Below are 19,588 nucleotides of genomic sequence, written 5' to 3'. Positions count from 1 at the left end.
TCAGTGAGTGATCTCGGTTGCCTCCGAGTGTCTCACTAAATCCTGACAGAGAGGGCCGAACTAGAAGCAGCGCAAGGCTCCGCGAAGAGAGCTGAAAAAGCAGCCGCCGCAGCAGAACAAACGGCAGGACGCGCCGGAACAATAACTCTGGCAACTTACTTCGACAGTCTCGCGGCGAAGGAAGTTAAAAGTGCCGGTAGCTGGTCGAAACTGGCGGTGGTCAGTCTCATAGGAACCGCGGCGGTCGCACTCTTGGTTTTGTGGATCGGTGCCGAGCACAGCCAGGACTGGACCCGCCAGCTTCTCCACCTCGCACTAGCCCTTCCGGTAGCAGCCTTATCTGCTTACGCGTCAAGTGTCGCCAGCAGACATCGCCACCAGGCCTGGTGGGCTCACACCACCGCAGCACAACTGCAGACCATCAGTGCTTACGTGCAAGCCTCTGGCCGACGACGCCCGCGACCACGTCCTCGAACAATTCGGCCTCAGGATATTTGCCCAACCCGCATTCAATACGACAAACCAGCAACCTGAAACGGCATCTCTGACTGCAATGCTGGAAGCAGTCCTCAACAGAACCAGCGGCAAGAACGAGACAGCTGCGTAGTAGCGACGAACAAGGAGCAAACACCCGATGACCGAGCGTGTCACTGTGAAGACTGCCGGTGGCCATACGTACCAGCGTGATGATGGGTTAAGCTGTTGACGTTCGACCGTCGATGAGGGTCACGGTCGAGCGTCCATCCAGCAACAGCGCTGCGCCACACCATTGTTTGGGTGTCGGTGCGATTCGCTGTGGGCTGGCCGACGCTCCCAGTGAAGGCCCTCCATGTCGATTCCTCATTCGCTCTCCCCCAGTACTGACCACATCTCGTTCACCATCGACGGTGGTGAACCTCGATGACGACTCGCTCTGTTTCGACGGCCGAGCTGCAGCGCCGGTCCCAGATCGCTGCCGCCGCCTACGAACGCGGTCGCCGCGCCACCTTGGCTGCCGCTCGACGCCGTAGCCTGCCCGATCGGGCGCATGTGCGCCGCGAGGAGATCCGCAGCCGCTCCCACTCGTACGAGCCGCGCAGTGACAGTCGCGCGTTCGGGATGCTCGACACCGACGTGTCGTTGGTGCGGGCGGCGGCGTATCTCGCCGCGTCCGGTGTCGCGCACGAGCTGATCACCGCACAGACCTTCACCGATCCTGCTCAGCAGGAGTGGGCGGACGCCACCGCCAATCGGACGGCTGTGCACGAGGATGCGTGGCGGGAACGGTTGGTCGACAACGGTATCGACGACGCGGTGCTCCGTCCCGGTCTGTCGATGGATGCTCTGGAGTTGCCCGCCGAGCTCGATGGCCTCGACTTCGACGACATCGCCGAACACGCCCTCGACGTGTCCTCCACCTCTGCCGACGTCGAACCCCTGAGGCTGGTCGACCTTCTGCGTGAGACGCCGCGCCAGGAACAGTCGTCGGGTGCGGTCGTCGACATCACCGACCGGGTCGCGCAGGTCATCGAGATCGACCGCGGCGTCGACGCGGCCGTCGAGGGTGGTGTGGACGCATGGTGACCAAAAGGCCGACCGCCAAGGGTGCCGGCACTCAGTCCTCGCTGTTCCCGTTGATCGCGATATCGCTGGTGATCGTGCTGATCGCCCTCGGATACGGATCGCTCTGGCTCGGGCACGCGTTCACCGACACCGGTGAGTCGATCCCCGGCAACCCGTTTCAGGCACTGTTCTCCGTGGCCGGAGGGAAGCTGACGTGGCCGACAGTGTCGACGGTGATCTTCGTGATGGCGGTGATCATCGGCTCCGGTCTCGCCGGCGTCGCTGCGGCCGCTCGGGCGTCACGCGGCGGGAAGAACGATGTCGATGCCAAGGCTCGTCTGATGGGGTCGACATCGAAGCTGACTGGGGTGACGGGCAAGCAGGCCCGTGATCGAGCGAAGTCGCTGCGTTCGGATCTGGCCGACCGGGACACCCTCGACGACGCCGACATCGGGGTCATCGTCGGCCGCACGGTCCAAGGCAACCAGAAGGTGTTCATGTCGTGGGAGGACATGATGTTCGCCCTTGCCGGACCTCGTATGGGTAAGACGGCCGCGATGGCGATCGACGCCTTGTGCACCGCGCCGGGCGCGGCAATGTTCACCTCGAACAAGCGTGACGGCCATGACCTCACCCGTGGAGTCCGCGAGGAGCTCGGAGCGGTGTGGCGCTACGACCTGCAGGGGATCGCCGAGGGCCCCCGCACCGGCGGTGACGGGTTCTGGTGGAATCCGCTCCGCGGGGTCACCTCCATCGTCGCGGCCCGCAAGCTCGCCTCCTATTTCGCGGCCGCGTCGAAGGATGATTCGGCTCGCGTCGATGCGTACTTCGACGGGGGTGCACAGGAACTGCTCGCGCAGATGATGCTGGCGGCATCGTGTGCGGGTGGCGATCTGCTGCACGTCTACGGTTGGCTCTCCGACGAGGAGAACGAACTCCCCCAGAAGATCCTCGAGGAACACAACCACCAGATCGTCGCGATGCGGCTGCAATCGGTGCGCGGACTCAACCCGCGCCAGCGAGATGGCCTGTACGACATGGCTCGCCGGTTCATCGGGCTGCTCGAGGAGCAGACCTACGTGATGAGCGTACTTCCACCCGAGCGTGTAGACGTCTCGCTCGGCGCGGTCCTCGACACCGACATCGGCTGGGGCGTGCGCTACCCACATTCGATGCGTGAATTCGTGATCGAGAAGTTCGTGACCAGTACCGACACGCTCTACGCCTTGTCGAAGGAAGGGCCGGACTCGTCGTCAGCGCTGACCACAGCGTTGATCGGGTCGATCATCGACGCCGCTCAGCGCACCGCTCGCCGCAGCCCGCGCGGCCGGATGCCGGTACCGATGCTCGTCGTCCTCGACGAGGCCGCGAACGTCTGCCGTCTCCCCGAGCTCCCCGCCTGGTACTCCCACCTCGGTTCGCAGGGGATCTGCCTGATGACGATCGTGCAGAACCTCTCCCAGGCTCAGAAGGTGTGGGGCCAGGACGGGGTCAAGCAACTCCAGGACGCCGCGAATTTCCTCTGGTACGGCGGCGGAATCAAGGACAAGACCACCCTGTCGGACCTGTCCGCGCCCGTCGGCGATATCGACGTCGAACGCTGGTCGGCCTCGCGGGGCGGTGGCATGTTCGACAGCGGCTCGTCCTCGAAGTCGCAGTCCTGGTCGAAGGAACCGATCATGACCGTCGACGACCTCGCCGCGATCCCGAAAACCCGCGCCTTGGTGCAGATTTCGGGTAACCGGCCGGTGTTGATGAAGAAGCTGTACTGGTCCGACGGCCCGAACGCCGACGCCATCACCGCCTCTGCCGAGCGATACGGAATCCCTGAGAAGGCACAGATTCTCCTCGACGAGGATGCAATCGACCTCGACGAGGTCACCGAGATCGACGAGGAGCCGTTCCTGTGACCGCATTCGACGACTTCGACCCGGCGGAGCCTGTGACCGCATTCGACGACTTCGACCCCGCGGAGGGCGGCCCGGCGGAGGGCGGCCCGGACGAGGAGCCGTCGGCACCGGAGCGGCAGTACGAGTCGATGTTCGACTGGTTCGACACCTGGTTCGCGACTCTGATCACTCGCAAGCTCAGCGGCACCGCCGGTAAGAGCGGGCGGGTGTTCTGTCCCGAGTGGTGGCGACACGACGAAGTGGTGCGACGCCTGCGTGATCTGTGGCTGGCGTGGGAGGGCGCGGAAGCGAGCGAAAATCTCGGGGCTCCGAGTGCCTGGTGGATCCACGACGCCGACCCGATGCTGCGCGTGCTGCTCGATCCGGACGGTGGCCCGATGTATCTGTGCAGCAGAGACAAGCACGTCACGACCCCGCCGCTACGGCGAACGTTGACTCTGCCCCCAGCGGGCTGGTTCGACGGGCTCGACTGATGCTCCACCCGAATCGTCAAGATACGTTGACGATTCGGGTTGGAGCCTGACACAACTACCGATTCGATCGACCGAAGGAACCTGGTGGGTCCGGCTAGACCCACCAGGTCCGATGTGGCCGGAGAGTGCGTCTCCGGCCGACGACGACGTTAACGATCCCTGCCCGGTCCCGGGCAGTGCGGGTCGCACAGACGTCTCGCCCGACTTCAGGAGCGCACACCGTGGCTAAAGATTCCGACGATTTCCAACTCGATTTGTTCGCCGAGACAGAGGACAGTGACACCCATGATCGACCCGATAACGCAGGAGATAATGAAGCTCTACTTGGAGCACCAGGGATTGCCGCAGGAGCTGAGCCCGACCGATCAGCAGGCGTTCCTCGAGACCGAGAGCGAGCGGATCGCGGAGCGGATCGACAACATGAAGATCGTCATGGAACAGCAAGTGCTGCAACGCTACATGCGAGACAACGGCCAGCCGCCCCCGTACATGGAGAAGGTCGGGATGATCAACCAGGCGTGGGCGCAGGCGACGGACTTCGTGATCAACGAGGAGATCTACGGCCAGCTCCCGCCGGAGATGGAGGCATACCCGCCGGACCAGGAGAGCCCGGAAGCCGAAGCGGAACGGGACCAGGCGCGGATTCAGGTCCACAAGAGCGATCCGGAGCGGTGGCGCAACCCGCTCAACTGCGCGGACCCGGACAAGGAAGCGGACCGGCTGACCGATCAACTGTGGAAGGGCCGGCCGGTGCAGTTCCTCTACTACGCAGCGCATCTGATAGCGGCGAGGATCGAGGACAACGAGCCCTACCCGACATCGCAGAGCCACCCGCTGTATCCATCGTTCACCAACCAGCTCGACGAGAGAGTGGCCGAGCACGCGGCAAGCGGAAAGTAACCCGCCGCAGCGAATCCGACGCCCAACTGGATCTGTTCTCCTTCGACGCCGACGGTGCCGCACCGATCGACCCGGCCGCCACCGAGATCGGCGGCACACCCCTACCGGCACCGGTCGATCCGGAGATCCTCGCCGCCGACGCCGCATCCCGGCAGGCGCGCGAGCTCCAGCCCGCACCGGAGGTCGCCCCGGATGTCGCCGTCGACGTTTCGGCACCGATGTCACCAGCTCCGTCGCCGACGGAGCTGGTGCGTGATGCCTACGGCCGGCTCGCGCGTGAGGACGAGGCGTATGTGCGGCTGGCGCGGATCCGCGCCGACCTCGACGGGACGCTGACCGCCGACCAGGTCACCGACGCGCTGATGGAGCTGCGGCGCGCGGGCGATGTGTCGCTGATTCCGGAAGAGAATCAGAAGACCCTCGGGCCCGACGATCACGCCGCGGCGGTGAGCTACGGCAACCAGAGTCGGCACCTGATCGCCGTCGACGGCCGCCGCGTCGACCAGCTCCTCCCGGCGCAGAGCACTCCCCCACTCAGCGTCGAGACCGACTCCCCCACAGCCCAACCGGTGCCGGAGACGACTGCGCCGGTATCCGAGACTGTCCCCGCCTCCCCGGAGATCGCAGTCCCGGACACCACCGAAGGGATGGTGGTCGACACACAGACGGTCGCCGAGCGACTGTGGAATGTCGAGCCTGTCGACTTCCGGCCCGGCACCGAGATACTGGTGCCGTCCGGAGCGAAAGCCCGTGTGACAGCGAAAATCGAAGCGCTGCGGGTGCTGGCGGCGGTGACCGCGCAGGATCGGTACGCCACCGCCGACGAGCAGGCAGTGTTGGCCCGGTGGTCGAGTTGGGGTGCGACTCCGCAGGTGTTCGACCCGCGCCGCGACGATTGGGCGGGCGAGCGCGAGCAGATCCGCTCATTGCTCGACGACTCCGCGTGGGCGCAGGCGCAGCGGACCATTCTCAACGCTCACTACACCGACCCGGCGATTGCCGCGGCGATGTGGAAGGCAACGATGCGGGCCGGGTTCTCCGGTGGCCGGGTTCTCGAACCGGGTTGCGGGTCGGGAACATTCATCGCTCATGCCCCCAGCTCGGCGCAGATGGTCGGGGTGGAGCTCGACGCCACCACGGCCGCGATCGCTGCGGCGTTGAATCCGTCGGCGCAGATCCGCGCCGAAGGATTCGAGAAGACGACCGCTCCGGCGTCGTCGTTCACCGCGGCGATCGGCAACGTCCCGTTCGGGGACTATCGGCTCTACGACCCGGTCCACAACCAGGCCAAGCACTCGATCCACAACCACTTCATCGTCAAATCGTTGGCGATGACCGCACCCGGCGGGTACGTCACCGTCCTGACCTCCCGCTACACCCTCGACGCCCAGAACCAGCGGGCGCGCCGCGACATCGCCGCCCTCGGCGACCTCGTCGGCGCAGTGAGGTTGCCGTCCAACGCATTCCGGCGCGTTGCGGGGACGGAGGTCGTCACCGACATTCTCGTGTTGCGTCGCCGCGCCGACGGGGCCAAGCCTGCGCCGCTGACCGAGCGGTTCTTGCAGCTCGAGAACGCCACCGCCCGGGGCGATGCCGGCGAGGACAAAGGTGTGCCGATCAATGCCGTCTACACCGATCGCCCGGAATGGGTGCTCGGTGAGCTGCGGGTCGGGCACGGGATGTACGGCAACGAGACGCTGTCCGTCGACGCCCCCGACAGCGACGTCGACCTCGCGGCCCTGGTCGAGGATCGACTCACCGCGATCGTCGATGTCGCCAAGACCGACGGTCTCGGGCTCACCGCATCGTGGCGCGACACCCTCGGGCCCACCCGGGAGGACTTCGAGCGCGGACTGCTGGCGATCGGGAACGGCCCGGCGCAGGACGAGCTCGCGGTGGGAACGCTGCGGCACGACGCGCAGATGGAGACCATCGAACGCTGGAACTCCCGCGATTGGGAGCCGGTGAACACTCGCGGAGCCAAGCAGGTCGCCGAATGGGGCGAGCTGCTCGCGCTCCGCGACACCACCCACGCCCTCATCGACGCGCAACGCGGCCCCACCGACCCCAGCCAACGGCAAGCGCTGCGGGAGATCCTCGGTGAGCAGTACGACGCCTACGTTGCCCGCTACGGCCCGATCAACCGGTTCAAGATGTCGATACCCAAGGACCTCACCGAATCGCAGCACGACGCCGCTCTGGCGAAGCTGATCGACACCTGGCGCAAGGACGAAGGAGTCGCCGGAGATCCGTATGCCGGAGAGGTTCCCGAAGACGTCTACGACCGCCTCTCCGACGATGCGTGGATCAACCCCCGCCAGCCCACCAAGCTGCAGAGCCACCTCGGCAAGGCCCTGCGCACCGATCCGACGTTCGCTGCGGTGCTCTCCCTCGAGCACTTCGACGAGGAGACCATGACCGCCCGCAAGGCGGCGATCTTCCACACCGACGTCCTGCATTCGCGTGAGCTGCGCAGCCACGCCGAGACGGTCGACGAGGCGATGGCCATCAGCCTCGACGAGCAAGCCCGCCTCGACGTCGGGCGGATCGCCGAACTGCTCGGCACCACCGTCGAGCAGGCCGAAACGCAGATGGAAGGACGTGCTTTCCGCACGTTGACCGACCCCACCCGGTGGGTGTCGTCGTCGACTTATCTGTCGGGCAATGTCCGCACCAAACTCGCCGACGCCGAAGAGATCGCCGCGCTCGATCCCCGCTACCAAGCCAACGTCGACGCACTGACCGCGGTCATCCCGCCGCGCAAGACCGATGTCGATGTCGCTCTCGGTGCGCCGTGGGTGCCGATCGAGACCTACACCCAGTTCGTCCGCGAGACCTTCGAGGTGCCGGCCGATGTTCCGGTCACCATCGAGCGGGCATCGGGGCGCTGGTCGGTGTCGGTGGAGGCCTACCCCGGTGTGGGCGAGCAGCACCTCAAGTGGGGCCTGGTGCCCAAACGTGGATCGTGGTCGACGAAGTACAACTTCGAGCACCGGCCCGCCGAGGACCGCGGGATCGGCAACGCCGGAATGCGCTCCGGTGACTACGAGTGGCAAGAACTACTCACCGACCTGCTCAACAGCGACCCGATCGAGATCGCCACCTCCAAGGAGTTCCGCGAGAGTGCCGGGGCACCGGGCATTCACGATGCCGCGACCCGCGCGGCGCAGTCGAAGGCGCGGCGGCTGGCGCAAGAGTTCGGGCAGTGGGCGTTGCACTCCGACGAGGTCCGCCGCGAACAGCTCCTCGACATCTACAACGACAAGTTCAACTCCCTTGTCGCACCCGTGCATTCGGGTGCGCACATGGCCTTCCCCGGCCTGGGTGAGAAGTACTCGCCGTACCCGTACCAACGCGACGCCGCGGCCCGGATCGTCTCCGAGCCGACGGTGCTGCTCGATCACGTCGTCGGGGCCGGCAAGACCGGCACCATCCTCATGGGTGCGATGGAGCTCAAGCGCCTCGGGCTGGCCGACAAACCGTGGGTGGTGGTGCCCAACCACATCATCGACCAGGTCGTCCGCGAAGCCGGGCAGTGGTATCCCGGCGCGCGGATCCTGTCCGGATCGGCGGCCACCGACGCCGAAGGGCGCCGATTGCTCGTCGCACAGTCCGCCTCGCAGGACTGGGACATGGTCATCGTGCCGCGGTCGGCGTTCTCCTCCATCGGGGTCGATCCCGGCACGAAAGCCGAGTACATCCGCGGCCAGGTCCAGGCCATCGATGCGGATCTGGGCGATGTCGAGGGCCGCCAGACCAAGAAACGGCTCGAAGCGATGAAGGCCAAGCTCGAGGAAAAACTCGAGACCGCTCTCGAACAGGCCGGAAAGGATCGAGGGCTGACGTTCGAGGCGTCGGGCTGCGACTACCTGTTCGTCGACGAAGCCCACGAGTTCAAGAACCTCGCCCGCGCATCCGGGGTCACCGAGCTCGCCAACGACGGCTCGCACCGGGCCACCGACATGGACCTCAAGCTGAACTACCTGCGGTCGATGCGCCGCGAGGAAGCGATCACCAAAGGCATCCCGCCGGAGGAGTACGTCGAACGTGTCGCCACGTTCGCCACCGGCACCCCGGTCGCGAACTCTCTCGCCGAGCTGTGGGTGATGCAGCACTACCTGCGTCCGGATCTCCTCGAGGACGCCGGGGTCGCCTCGATCAACGACTGGGGAGCGACGTTCACCGACACCGTCGAACGGGTCGAGCTGAACTCGTCCGGATCGAGACTGCGGGCGATCACCCGAGTCGGGGAATTCACCAACGTCGGCGACCTGATCGGCATGACCAGCGTGTACACCGACGCGGTCACCCGCGATCAGGTGCCGGCGAACCTTCCGGTCAAGGACGGTGGGCGCAACACCGACGTCACGTTCACCCCGGCGCTGGAAGTGCAGGACTTCATCGCCGATCTGGGCTACCGGGCCGATCACGCCGACGTCAAACGTCCTGATCTCGACAACGCCCTCAAGGTCGCCAACGACGGTCGCAACGCCACCCTCGACCCGAGGGTCGCGCACATGGACCCGGCACCGCCGGAGCATTCCCGTGCGCACATCGTCGCGCAACGAATCCTGCAGGTGCACAACGAATCGAGCGAGAACGTCTACCTCGATGCCTCCGGTGACCCGCACCCGACACCGGGTGCGTTGCAGATCGTGTTCTGCGACCGATCCACACCGAAAGCCGACGGGTCGTGGTCGATCTACGACGGGATCCGCGAGGAGTTGCTCGCCGGCGGAATGGAGCCCACACAGATCGCCTACGTCCACGACTACCCGAAGCCGTCGGAAAAGGCCCGCCTGTTCGAGATGTGCCGCACCGGACGGGTATCGGTGGTGTTCGGGTCCACCGAGAAGATGGGCACCGGCACCAACATTCAGGACCGGGCAATCGCGCTGCACCACGTCGATGTGCCGTGGCGACCGGCCGACCTCGAACAGCGCGAGGGCCGAATCATCCGGCAGGGCAACCAGAACGCCCATGTCAAGGTGTTCAACTACGTCGCCGAGAAGACCTTCGACACCGTGATGTGGCAGACCGTGCACCGCAAGGCGCACTTCATCGAACAGCTCAAGAAAGCGGACCGGTCGATGCGGCGGGTGGTCGACCTCGACAGCGATTCGCTCGCCGAGAACTCGGCCATGACCAAAGCCCTTGCCACCGGTGATGATCGGTACATCCAGCAGATCGAGCTGGACTCGCAGCTTCAGGAGCTCCAATCCGAGGCGGATTCGCATTTCGCCGAGCAACGCTCGATCGAGCGTGACCGCGACCGGTTGCGCCGTGAAGTACCGCGGGGACGCCAGCGGGTCGCCCAATTGACCGAAGCAGCACCGATCCTCAAAGGCCGGCGCGAGGTCGAGCAGTGGCCCGGTATGACCATTCGTGGGGTGTTCTACGACAAACGCAGCGATGCCGCGAATGCGATGGCCATGGCGTTGCAGGGCACCTACCAGGCCCTCAAGGGCGAAGGGTTGACCAAGTCGATGGTGATCGCGGAGATGAGCGGATTCCCGATCGAGGCCTCTCGCCCGGCACAGGCCAGTGCGCTGTATCTGTCGTTCTCCGGGCTCGGGTCGTCCACCAAAACAATCGAAGCCCATGACCTGTATCCGAGGATCGGAGACGGTGATCGCAGCCAACATGCCTTCGGTCTGCTCACTCGGGTGGAGAACATGGCGTACACCGTCGACACGGACCTGGCGAAGGCCGAACGCTCACTCGATCGAGACGAGCAGCGCCTCGACGACCTCGAACTGGTCGAGCTGTCCGACTTCCCGAAAGCGGTACAGCTGAAGGATCTCTCGAACGAAGTCGCCCGGCTACGGCGCGAGATCAAGGAGGCAGAAACGAGTCCCGAAGCCGTCGCCCGGGACGCGGCCCGTGCCGAACGCGCAGCAGCGAAGGGACGGCAGCCGGGGTGGTCGCTGATGCTCAACCCCACCCCTGCGTACGTAGAGGAACTAGGAATGGGGAGTGCCGACAATGTACGAGCGATGATGCGCCAGGCCGAAGTAGAAGCGTTGCAGCGCGCATCATCGTCGAGCATCGATGCAGTCGACCCGGATCGGCCCCGTCGCGGACTGTCCGCCCCACCCGAACACCGCGAACCCGGCACCGGCCGCCCCGACCGAGATCGGAAGCTCCCGCCTCCGGATCCCAACGAACCTGGTCGGGACATCGGATTCGGTCTGGACTGATAGCCGGGGCCTGAGCATTTAGGGCGCGTTCAACCGTTTCGGTCTATTCGTCAAGATTTCTTGACGGATAGACCGAAGTGGTTACGTGTCATCGTCGCGACGACGCGTAAGCAATCCGTTCCTGGTGTGGGTGACGGCAATGCCGATGTAGCGCGGACGGACGACCAGGCCCGGGTGGGGCGACGGGCGTCGGCGTTCCAGCGATGCGGTAGCTCTCGCCTTCTCATTACTGACCAGGTAGGTCTCGCGGGCCCCGTGGACGACGGACCGCATCGAACCCCATCGGTCGATAGCGAACCAGAATGGCTGTTGATTCCTCGGGTCCTGTTCGGAGGCCTGAACCCACATGCTTTCTGGATCTCCGCTGAGGTAGAAGCCTGAGATCCTCGGTGCCGTTGCACGATGACCCTCCAGCCTTTGGATGTGTTTGCCGAAGTCAGCCTCCTGGGAGGTATCGACCGTTCCGACTTTCTGCCACTGCTCACCGGGCCCATCTTGACCGAACGCAATGTCAGGGGTTGTCGTCGAGATCCACATGTCAAGCACTGTCATGCATTCCAGCGTTCCCGATGAAGAGAAAGGGCGATGACGCGGGGTCTAGGTCAACGCGAGCAGGGCACTGATCGCCAATGCCGCGATTGCCGCGATTTGCGAAATGACGGCTGCGAGCAAGACACAGTATTTTTCGTTGTTGCCGGTCCTGAGACTGACTATCGCAGCAATGTTTGCTTCGGCAACCGCATTCCGCGCGTCGACTTCACTCTGAACCCACTGGGTGGTGATCATTGCTTTCAAGCTATCGGCGTCTGCGACCTGATACTTCGGACTACGATTGCCCGCTACCACGCCGAGGACCGCGCATGAAAGAAACAGAACGAAGGCAATAATCATCCAGACGCGTTCCGCTCCGTCCAGCCGGTAGTCCTTACCCAGAAAGAAGGCGAGGACAGCTACAGTTAATGTGACCAGGCCCCCTGCGCTAGTTATCACTGACGCAGACCGCGCGTTGAAGTCGTCCCTGCGCTTGTACTCGGCCTCTAATGCCGCCTTTATGTAGTTGGCATACTCTTCCCCCTGGTTACTACTCATTTTTCGAGTCGTTCCTCTTCATCGCCGTCATACTTCTTGTGAATTCCTTCGGTCTTGAGCCATGAATTATCGGGCGCTGGCATTTTGTCGTTTTCGGGTTTAGGCTTCTCTTTTTTCGCTGGAGGGTCTTCTGCATCGTCGTTCACTGGGATATCACTCATCTTCCTGCTCCTCCTCATTACCACCGATTCTCGGTGTCGTATTTGCGGGCCTTTCTCGCATTGACTCGGCCTCCCCTACTGGCACTATGTCTTGCAGGTCCAAGGCTTCGACTTCGTCGAGATCGACCACGAAATGGAAGATCAGCTCCGCTTCAAGCTCGTCGCCCACGATCATGTAGTGGTCGTTGTGGTCGCCGTCTAGGACAGTCCATTGGGCTTGCGACCCGGCGTAGTCGCTTTTGTGCATGTAGCCCTCGTACCCGATGCTCGCGTCCACGTGTACTTCGCCGATTTCGGTTCCGTCCTCGAACTTCTCGTGCACCTCGTAGGTCATACTGTCGAGGTTGAGGCTGACATCGTTGATGGTGATCGGCGACTCGAGGTCGCTGTCGAACTCGAACCCGTAGAGCGGCGTTCGTTCTCCGTCCTGGGTTTGGGTCGTCAGCTCCATCCCCCACATGTTGTCGGCCTCTCCGGAGAGGGCGTTGGAGAGCACGTCGTTCAATTCGGGGATCTCGATCGACTCGTCAGTGAGTTCGTCGTGCACTGTGTCCAACCGGGTCATCGTCATTGCGTCGTCGATCGTTTTGGCGATGCGCACTGGATTCGAAGTTATGGCCGCGACTTCACTCGCCAAACTGGGGTGCAAGGCATCCGAGTGTTCTCCGGTTCCGCGGTAGTCCTTGTCTTGGGTTACAAAGACAACTTCTGTACCCGCTGCGGCAGAGCGCGCCACGTCGAGGACCGTTGCCCAAATTAGAGCATCTCGATATCCCTTGTCCGTTTGATCGAACGGAGGATGCTCTCCAAGAGACCACTCCACCAACGTGGCGTGGTCGAGGGTCGACGAGATCGCCGCTATCTCTGCCCCCTCGTCGATCAGACGATCGCGCAGGTCTTTCGCGAAGTCCTGCCACGACATCGCACTCACGGCAGCTCTCAGCTCTTTGACGGTAGGGAGTCCCGTTGGAAGCGGGATCGCGGCACCGCCTAGCTTCCGCAAGGCCTGCCCCCACAGCCTTGCTCCGTCGACTGCCATGCTCCTAGCATCTGCCCATCGGCGTCGACCGAACTCCTGGACAACGACCTCAGGTACGACGACGCTCAGCGGTCCGAATTCGGCGACCAGAAACGTCCGTCTCCACGGGACATCGGCCAGATCAGGGGCACCGAGCAAAATGTTGGTGTCGAACACGAACACAGTCGACGAAGTCCCCATACCGACCATCGTGCCGCTTTGAGGCGGCTCGTTCGGGACAAACAGCCAAAACTGCGTTCGGTGGAGCCGATTCGCATCGGCGTTCTGCTGTCGCCTGGGCCTAACCGACTATCTCACCGAAATCAGAGTCCGCGATCGAGATCGTGTTCTCGACTTACGTCGAGATCTGGGAGAGGCGATCTACGACTGTTTGCTGTTGTCGTCGCACGTTTGGTCACCGTGGCCCCTGTAGATGCGAGCGAGCGGGCGCGCGCGGCATCGTCATGTTCGTTCTCTGACAGCACGCGGTCCGCCTGCGGACTATCGGTGATGCCCACGATGGACGGCGCATCAATAGACGCCGGCCTGGTCGAAGAGAAGGCGCGCAGGGCCCGTTCGGATACAGCACGTTGGGGTGCCGTGAGCTTCTGCCGGCGGCGTCGAGCATGTTCAGTGATAGCGGTATCGAACACGGTCGCGGCGACGAGATCAACGGAGCGCCGATCCGGATCGGTCGCGCGCTGCACGATCGCGGGCCACTCATCCATCTCTGCTTGGACACGGCCGGCTGCGTCGCGGGCGGCACGCTGGGTGTCTTGGACCTGGCGGGCGAGGCGTTCTTCCCGCAATCGTGCATCGTCGACGGCCGGTTCGATGCTCTTGCGCTCACGTCTCTTCGCAGTCGACAGCTGCTCGGAGAGCGTCGCGTGTTCGCTGCGTGCGGCCTCGTACTGTGCGGTGACGCGACGTAGTTCTGCGGCGATCTCGCGCGCTGCTGCGATCGCAGCGGCTTGCTCGTCGAGCCTGGCGTACAGCTTCTCAGTGTCGGCGACGACGGTGGGTTCGGTGCGGTCGCGTCCGGCGCGGTCGACGAACGCAGTCAGTTCCGCGTCCGGGACGAGCCGGATCGGGTCCGTCTTCATCTTCGCGAGCAGAGCGGCATCGGCTGGAGAGAGCACCGGTTGCGGCTCCGGCGCACTCTCGTTGTTGTCCTCCACCGACAGCTCGGTCGGGGCCGGCGTTCCGTGCTCGAGCTGTTCGACTGTGTCGGCTGCTGGTGCGTCGACGACCTCGCCGGCCGACTGCACCCGTGTCGATGGGGTGTTGGTCATCGCTGCACGCTTAGCTGCCTGTTCTGCCCGCCACAGCATCGCCTCGGTGCGGTCGACGTCGGCCTTGAGCTCGGCGAGCGCGGCGAGGTCGATGCTCTCGGCCGCCAGGCGTGCGGTGGTGACGTCGACGGCGGTGACTTCTCCCCCGTCGGCGGAGGTGACCCGCTCGTACTCGGCGGCGGCGTCGTGCGCGCGGGTGCGGGCGGCGGTCGCGGTGTCGTCGACGAATCCGGCGCGCCAGATCTCCCAGTCGAGGCCGCGCTGCGCGAGGGCGCGTGCATCATCGTCGTCCCCGGCAGCCGCGACGTCGGCGGCAACGGCGGGCCGGATGACGGTGTCGATGTGATGCCAGAGCGCTTCGGCCTCGAACTCGCGATCGGTCCACTCCTGACGGGTGTCGAGCATGGCAATGCGGGCGGGGCGTTGCCGATCGGCTCGCTCCTGCAGCTCGGCGAGCATCGTGCGGGCATGGAACTGTGCGGGGCTGGTGCCGTCGGAAATCCGGCCACGCAGCTCCCGGTACCTAGTTTTCGCGTCGTCGAGATCTGCAGTGAGCAGGCGGACTCGTTCGTCGGTGGTGACCGTCGGGTACGGCAGCTCGATCGTCTCGATCTGCGAGCGCAACGCGTCCCACACATCGGCCTCGGCGTCGGCGGAGCCGATCGTGTCGGCGGCATCGATGTCGAATGGTGCGCCGGCCTCGTGTTCGACCCCGGTGTACTCGTCGTCGTACTCCGGTGGCGGCTGGTCGTAGCCGCTGTCGTATTCCGGGGGTGGCGCTTGGTCGTAGTCGACGGGGGCGTCGAGCGCGTCAAGGGAGGCGAGGTAGTCGGCGTCGGCGTCGACCGGGATCGCAGGAGTCGAGCCGTCGACGACGGTGTCGGTCGCAGCAGCCTGGGTCGGTAGTGGTGCCGGGATGACGAACTCGTCGGGCAGCTCACCGCCGACGGTGTCGGAGACCGCCTCGTCGACGACGGGGACGGCTTCTTCGTCCTCGATCGAGAGTGGTTCGGCGGTGGGTGGGGTGTAGCTGCGGGCGAGGTGGTTCTCGCGCACGAGCATCTCGGCCCGCCACGTCAGGGCGGTGGCGAGTTCGTGGGCGGGCAGGGTGACACCGTGATCGACCGGGTCGATGCCGCCGTGCAGGAACTCGTACGCGGTCCCGAGCAACTGTCCCGGGGTCCACAGGGTCGGGTCGGCGTCGTCGACGGTCGCCACGAGCGAGGGCCACGCTGCATCGGACATCACGCGGACGGCGGCGGTGTAGCCGAGCAGTTCGGTCAGTACCGGTGCCCACGATGGTTCGAGGACCGCGCCGTCTGTGTCCGCGTCGAGCGCGGCGACGGAGAGTTCACCGGACAGTCGCCACCACAGTGCGGCAGCGGGCAGCTCGTCGGGTAGCGGCGACGTGGCGAGGGAGTCGCGGACGAGGGTGTGGACTTCGATTCCGGCGCGTGCGGCGGCGGAGAGTCGGTCGGCGAGGATCGGGAAGTACGGGTCGCGGGCGATGTGGGTGTCGAGTTCGTCGACGAACGGACGCCATCGGGCGACGGCATCGTTTCCGGTGTCGATCATCTCGGCGGCGCGGCGGTCGAGGCTGCGTTGCGCTTTCACAGATGCGGCGGCGAGCTGCTCGGGTCCGGTCGGGCGGCGATCGGCCGGGTCGACGTCGTGTGCGGCGCGGAACACCGCGAGATCGGTGAGCAGTTCGAGGTCGGGTTCGTCGGTGAGCAGCGGGCGCGCCCACACCGGTGCAGTCGTCGGTGTCCACGTGGCGACGTCGGCGGCGATGCGTGCGCAGTGCGCCGTCACCAGTTCCTGGCGGGCGTCGAGGTAAGCACCCCATTCGGGCAGATCGTGTACAGCTGTCGGGATGGCGGGTAGCCACGGCAGCGGCCCGGGGGCGGAGGAATGCTTGCCGCTGGGGTCCAGACGCCAGTCGAGAACTGCGGCGCGGTCGAGGGCGGTATCGAGTTCGCGAGAGCGGACAGCACTGCGCAGGGCCTCGACGGGATCGCGTCCGTGTGCACCGAGGATCGCCAAGTGTCCGCGCAGGGTCGGCCACGCGGGCTCGTCGGTCAGACCCGGTGCTTCTTCTTCGGCGGCGACGTCGATCGCGGCCATCACCTCCGGGCCGAGGTGCACTTCGGAGCCGGTGGCCACCGAGTAGTCGTAGGCCCGCGCCGCCGGCGAGAGATTGAGGTGCGGATCGTCGGCTTCGGCGAGGGTCGAGTGCGCTGAGACCTGTGCGCCGTCGCGCCGCAGAATCTCGCGGAGGTCGTCGACCGCGGTCGGGGGAAGCATTCCGCGTTCGGTCATCGCGGTGTGCAGGTCGCCGTCCGACGCGGTCGCCAAGTACAGGTGGTTGGCTTGCTTGCCGCGGGTGAGTCCGACGTAGGCGAGCTGGCGGGTTTCGTCGCCGGTGGCCACGACGTGGCAGGTGTCTGCGGTCGAGCCCTGCGCGGAGTGCACGGTTCCGGCGTAGCCGAGGTTCTGCAAACGCACTCGCCTGTGAACATGCGCGTGCGCGCGGTTTCAGTCTACTCCCATCTGTGGACGGTGACCTTGCCGACTGTGCGGCCGTTCTCGACCAACTCGTGCGCCTCGCGGAGTGTGGTCGGTGAGATCGGCGCGAGTGTCGTTGTGGCCGTGGTGCGGATGCGGCCCTGATCTACAAGGTCAGCGACAGTGTTCAGGAGCTGGTGCTGTTCAATCATGTCCGGGGTCTGCCTGAGCGGGCGGGTGAACATCAGTTCCCAGTGCCAAGCGATGCTCTTGCCCTTGAGCGGGAACACGTCGCGCGGACCGTCGTCAATGGCGACAATATGCCCGAACGCTCGAACGATCCGCGCATAGGTTTCGATCTGCCCCGCGGAATGCGCGGTGAACAGCCAGTCCACGCCATCCTGCGCGACGGCGAGCACCTGCTCAGCCAGGTCGTCGCGGTGGTTCACCACATGCTCCGCGCCCAGGTTGCGCACCCAGGCGGAGCGTTCATCGTCGGAGGCGGTGGCGATCACGGTGACGTTCGGCAGGAGCGCGTCGGCCAGTGCCAGCATGATCGATCCGACTCCGCCGGTCGCGCCGATCACCAGCAGGGTGCCGGTCGAGTCCTCGGTAAGGGCGAGCCGCTCGAACAGGGTCTCCCAGGCGGTGATCGCCGTCAGCGGCAGCGCAGCAGCGTCGGCAAACGACAGCACCTGCGGCTTGCGCCCCGTAATCCGCTCATCCACAACATGCAGGCGCTGGTTCGTACCTGGCCGGTCGATGCTGCCCGCGTAGTACACCTCGTCACCCGGAGCGAACAGCGTCACCGCTGAGCCGACCTCGCGCACCGTACCGGCGGCGTCGAAGCCGAGCACCTTGAACCCGTTCGCAGGAGCGCCTTCCCGCAGTTTCACATCGACCGGGTTCACCGAGACCGCCTCGACCTCGACCAACAAGTCATGCGGTCCAAGTTCGGGCACCTCGACCTCGCGGGCGGTCAGCGCCTCGGGGTCGGTGGCGGGGAGGTTCTTCTCGTATCCGATCGCAGTCGTAGCCGTCATGCCAATTATGGTTCCCCAGACCTACTGGTTACCGTCAAGGCAACCTAGTACCCATCGGATACCATGAACGTATGAGTCAGACCGTGGATGAGTGCGACCGGAACGACGTGTACGCGGCCATGTGTCCGTGCCGCGACATGCTCGACCTGCTCGCCAACAAGTGGAGCGCCCTGGCCATCGGTGCGCTCGAAGACGGGCCGCAACGCAACGGGCAACTCAAACGACGCTTGGAAGGCGTCAGCCCCAAGGTGCTGTCCCAGACCCTCAAGCGTCTCGAAGACCACGGCCTGCTCACTCGCACCGTCTACCCCGAGGTTCCCGCTCGCGTGGAGTACGAACTTACTGACCTCGGACACAGCGCAGCCGCCCCGTTGAAGCATCTGCGCGACTGGGTTGAACACAACGTCGGAACCGACCAGTAGCGACCCCCTCGGCGCTACATCGAGCCAGGAGTCCCGGCCTCCGCGTAATACCGCGTCAACACAGACGAGGCGTCGCGGTCGCCGTCACCGGACACGACAGAGTTCAGCAGGTACCGGTACCCGTCACCGGTCGTCATCACCCTAATTGATAACGTCACACCTAGAAGGTGCGAAGTAACCGACGCGCGAGCACAGGAGCGCTTCTGTCATTTCGAAGGCGAGACTTCGCGCGATTGGGATTCGCCGGGCCATCCTTCTTCTCTTTCGTCGAACGTCACCGCAACACCGTGTCGCTGGGGTTCGTGAAATCTTCTTCCGGAAGCGAAACCCAGGTACTGCGCCATGAGGAACTCGCCGCAGCGATGCACAGGCGTTCGACAGTTCGGTCGCACGAACCGATCGTTTGTTAACGGACGGCACTGTACGTCGATCGAAAGTCGCGCCGACACCCCCTGCGAATTCGCGTCGCGGGATAGTTTGCCAGGATCCGGCGATCAGCGTGGTGCGCATCAAGGAGGTGCGCAGCGGCCTCAGCACGAGGAGCCTGCCCGCGAGGCCGACCACCCCGCCCCTAGGAACGGTAGGAGTGCGACGTCGGGGCGAGCTGGGGGCCACCCCCCGAGACCGAAAGTAGCACCGCAGCGACGATAAGCGCCACGCCAACCAGGGTGGTCGTCAGCTCCCCGACCAACGAACCGATCCATCCGCGTTCCTGGAGGTCTCGGAACATCCTTATGCTCAGCCCGAACGTTCCGTTCGAGCTGCGAACCGATCGTCTCGATGCGTCGTGGCAGACGCCTCAGCTGTCCACCGATGACCTGGAGTTGCACGCGGCCGTCGGCGAACATCTCCCTTGAGTCCATCGCCAGACGTATGAAATGAGGAGTTCGAGCAAGGGCCCGATCGACCAAGTCGTAGTCGGCAACGAGCTGGCACAGCGTTCCCTCGAGTGACACGAAGGAAACGACTGGCGTTCTCCTCCGCTGTTGGGGACGTCGGGTCGGCTGAAATAATGGCCGGGACGATACGGTGG

At 64.9% G+C, this 19,588-nt stretch carries 14 protein-coding genes; 7 read left to right on the top strand and 7 right to left on the bottom strand.

Going from position 1 to position 19,588, the window contains the following annotated elements; genetic code table 11:
• The first annotated feature begins 900 nt into the window (after window positions 1-900).
• The 5 genes from ACKAMS_RS32625 to ACKAMS_RS32605 all read left to right on the top strand — a co-directional run bounded on the left by ACKAMS_RS32625 (window position 901) and on the right by ACKAMS_RS32605 (window position 11,025).
• Window positions 901-1,563: a TraI DNA relaxase gene (locus tag ACKAMS_RS32625; protein ID WP_372581630.1), complete on the top strand. Its 663-nt coding sequence runs from the start codon at window positions 901-903 to the stop codon at window positions 1,561-1,563.
• Window positions 1,557-3,452, top strand: a complete 1,896-nt coding sequence (locus tag ACKAMS_RS32620; RefSeq protein WP_408990043.1) for a type IV secretory system conjugative DNA transfer family protein — start codon at window positions 1,557-1,559, stop codon at window positions 3,450-3,452. The genes ACKAMS_RS32625 and ACKAMS_RS32620 overlap by 7 nt, the downstream gene beginning before the upstream one ends.
• Window positions 3,449-3,925, top strand: coding sequence for a DUF4913 domain-containing protein (locus ACKAMS_RS32615; RefSeq protein WP_372581632.1), 477 nt, complete (start codon window positions 3,449-3,451; stop codon window positions 3,923-3,925). The genes ACKAMS_RS32620 and ACKAMS_RS32615 overlap by 4 nt, the downstream gene beginning before the upstream one ends.
• Before the next feature lie 285 nt (window positions 3,926-4,210).
• Window positions 4,211-4,825, top strand: coding sequence for a hypothetical protein (locus ACKAMS_RS32610; protein ID WP_032407546.1), 615 nt, complete (start codon window positions 4,211-4,213; stop codon window positions 4,823-4,825).
• On the top strand, window positions 4,744-11,025 hold the full coding sequence (locus ACKAMS_RS32605) for a helicase-related protein (RefSeq protein ID WP_408990044.1): 6,282 nt from the start codon (window positions 4,744-4,746) through the stop codon (window positions 11,023-11,025). The genes ACKAMS_RS32610 and ACKAMS_RS32605 overlap by 82 nt, the downstream gene beginning before the upstream one ends.
• 81 nt (window positions 11,026-11,106) lie before the next feature.
• Here ACKAMS_RS32605 and ACKAMS_RS32600 read toward each other — a convergent pair whose 3' ends face one another.
• The 6 genes from ACKAMS_RS32600 to ACKAMS_RS32575 form a co-directional block, all read right to left on the bottom strand.
• Window positions 11,107-11,577 carry a hypothetical protein gene (locus ACKAMS_RS32600; RefSeq protein ID WP_372581634.1) on the bottom strand — a complete coding sequence of 157 codons (471 nt, stop codon included), beginning with the start codon at window positions 11,575-11,577 and terminating at the stop codon, window positions 11,107-11,109.
• A 45-nt stretch (window positions 11,578-11,622) separates the two neighbouring features.
• Window positions 11,623-12,114 (bottom strand): hypothetical protein, encoded by a 492-nt coding sequence (locus tag ACKAMS_RS32595; RefSeq protein ID WP_372581635.1) that lies wholly within the window; start codon window positions 12,112-12,114, stop codon window positions 11,623-11,625.
• Window positions 12,111-12,275, bottom strand: coding sequence for a hypothetical protein (locus tag ACKAMS_RS32590; RefSeq protein WP_372581636.1), 165 nt, complete (start codon window positions 12,273-12,275; stop codon window positions 12,111-12,113). Before ACKAMS_RS32590 ends, ACKAMS_RS32595 begins: the two co-directional genes overlap by 4 nt.
• Window positions 12,268-13,494 carry a PIN domain-containing protein gene (locus ACKAMS_RS32585; RefSeq protein WP_372581637.1) on the bottom strand — a complete coding sequence of 409 codons (1,227 nt, stop codon included), beginning with the start codon at window positions 13,492-13,494 and terminating at the stop codon, window positions 12,268-12,270. Before ACKAMS_RS32585 ends, ACKAMS_RS32590 begins: the two co-directional genes overlap by 8 nt.
• Window positions 13,495-13,616: 122 nt before the next feature.
• Complete coding sequence (locus tag ACKAMS_RS32580; RefSeq protein ID WP_372581638.1) at window positions 13,617-17,090, bottom strand: hypothetical protein; 3,474 nt, start codon at window positions 17,088-17,090, stop codon at window positions 13,617-13,619.
• Window positions 17,091-17,125: 35 nt separating this feature from the next.
• Window positions 17,126-18,133, bottom strand: coding sequence for a zinc-binding alcohol dehydrogenase family protein (locus ACKAMS_RS32575; protein ID WP_024476678.1), 1,008 nt, complete (start codon window positions 18,131-18,133; stop codon window positions 17,126-17,128).
• A 71-nt stretch (window positions 18,134-18,204) separates the two neighbouring features.
• Here ACKAMS_RS32575 and ACKAMS_RS32570 point away from each other — a divergent pair, with 71 nt between their 5' ends.
• The gene (locus ACKAMS_RS32570) at window positions 18,205-18,555 is read left to right on the top strand and encodes a helix-turn-helix domain-containing protein (RefSeq protein WP_024476679.1); all 351 of its coding nucleotides are present in this window, start codon (window positions 18,205-18,207) and stop codon (window positions 18,553-18,555) included.
• A gap of 14 nt (window positions 18,556-18,569) precedes the next feature.
• Here ACKAMS_RS32570 and ACKAMS_RS32565 read toward each other — a convergent pair whose 3' ends face one another.
• Complete coding sequence (locus tag ACKAMS_RS32565; protein WP_267189609.1) at window positions 18,570-18,692, bottom strand: hypothetical protein; 123 nt, start codon at window positions 18,690-18,692, stop codon at window positions 18,570-18,572.
• A 597-nt stretch (window positions 18,693-19,289) separates the two neighbouring features.
• Here ACKAMS_RS32565 and ACKAMS_RS32560 point away from each other — a divergent pair.
• A complete protein-coding gene (locus ACKAMS_RS32560; RefSeq protein ID WP_005054939.1) occupies window positions 19,290-19,412 on the top strand; it encodes a hypothetical protein in 123 nt (40 codons plus the stop codon).
• Window positions 19,413-19,588 lie beyond the last annotated feature (176 nt).

Origin of the sequence: Rhodococcus sp. 5A-K4 (assembly GCF_046097995.1) — a bacterium.
Taxonomy (GTDB): Bacteria; Actinomycetota; Actinomycetes; order Mycobacteriales; family Mycobacteriaceae; genus Rhodococcus_F; species Rhodococcus_F erythropolis.
Note: the sequence above shows the minus strand (reverse complement) of the source record. Positions and strands in the feature narration are given on the sequence as shown.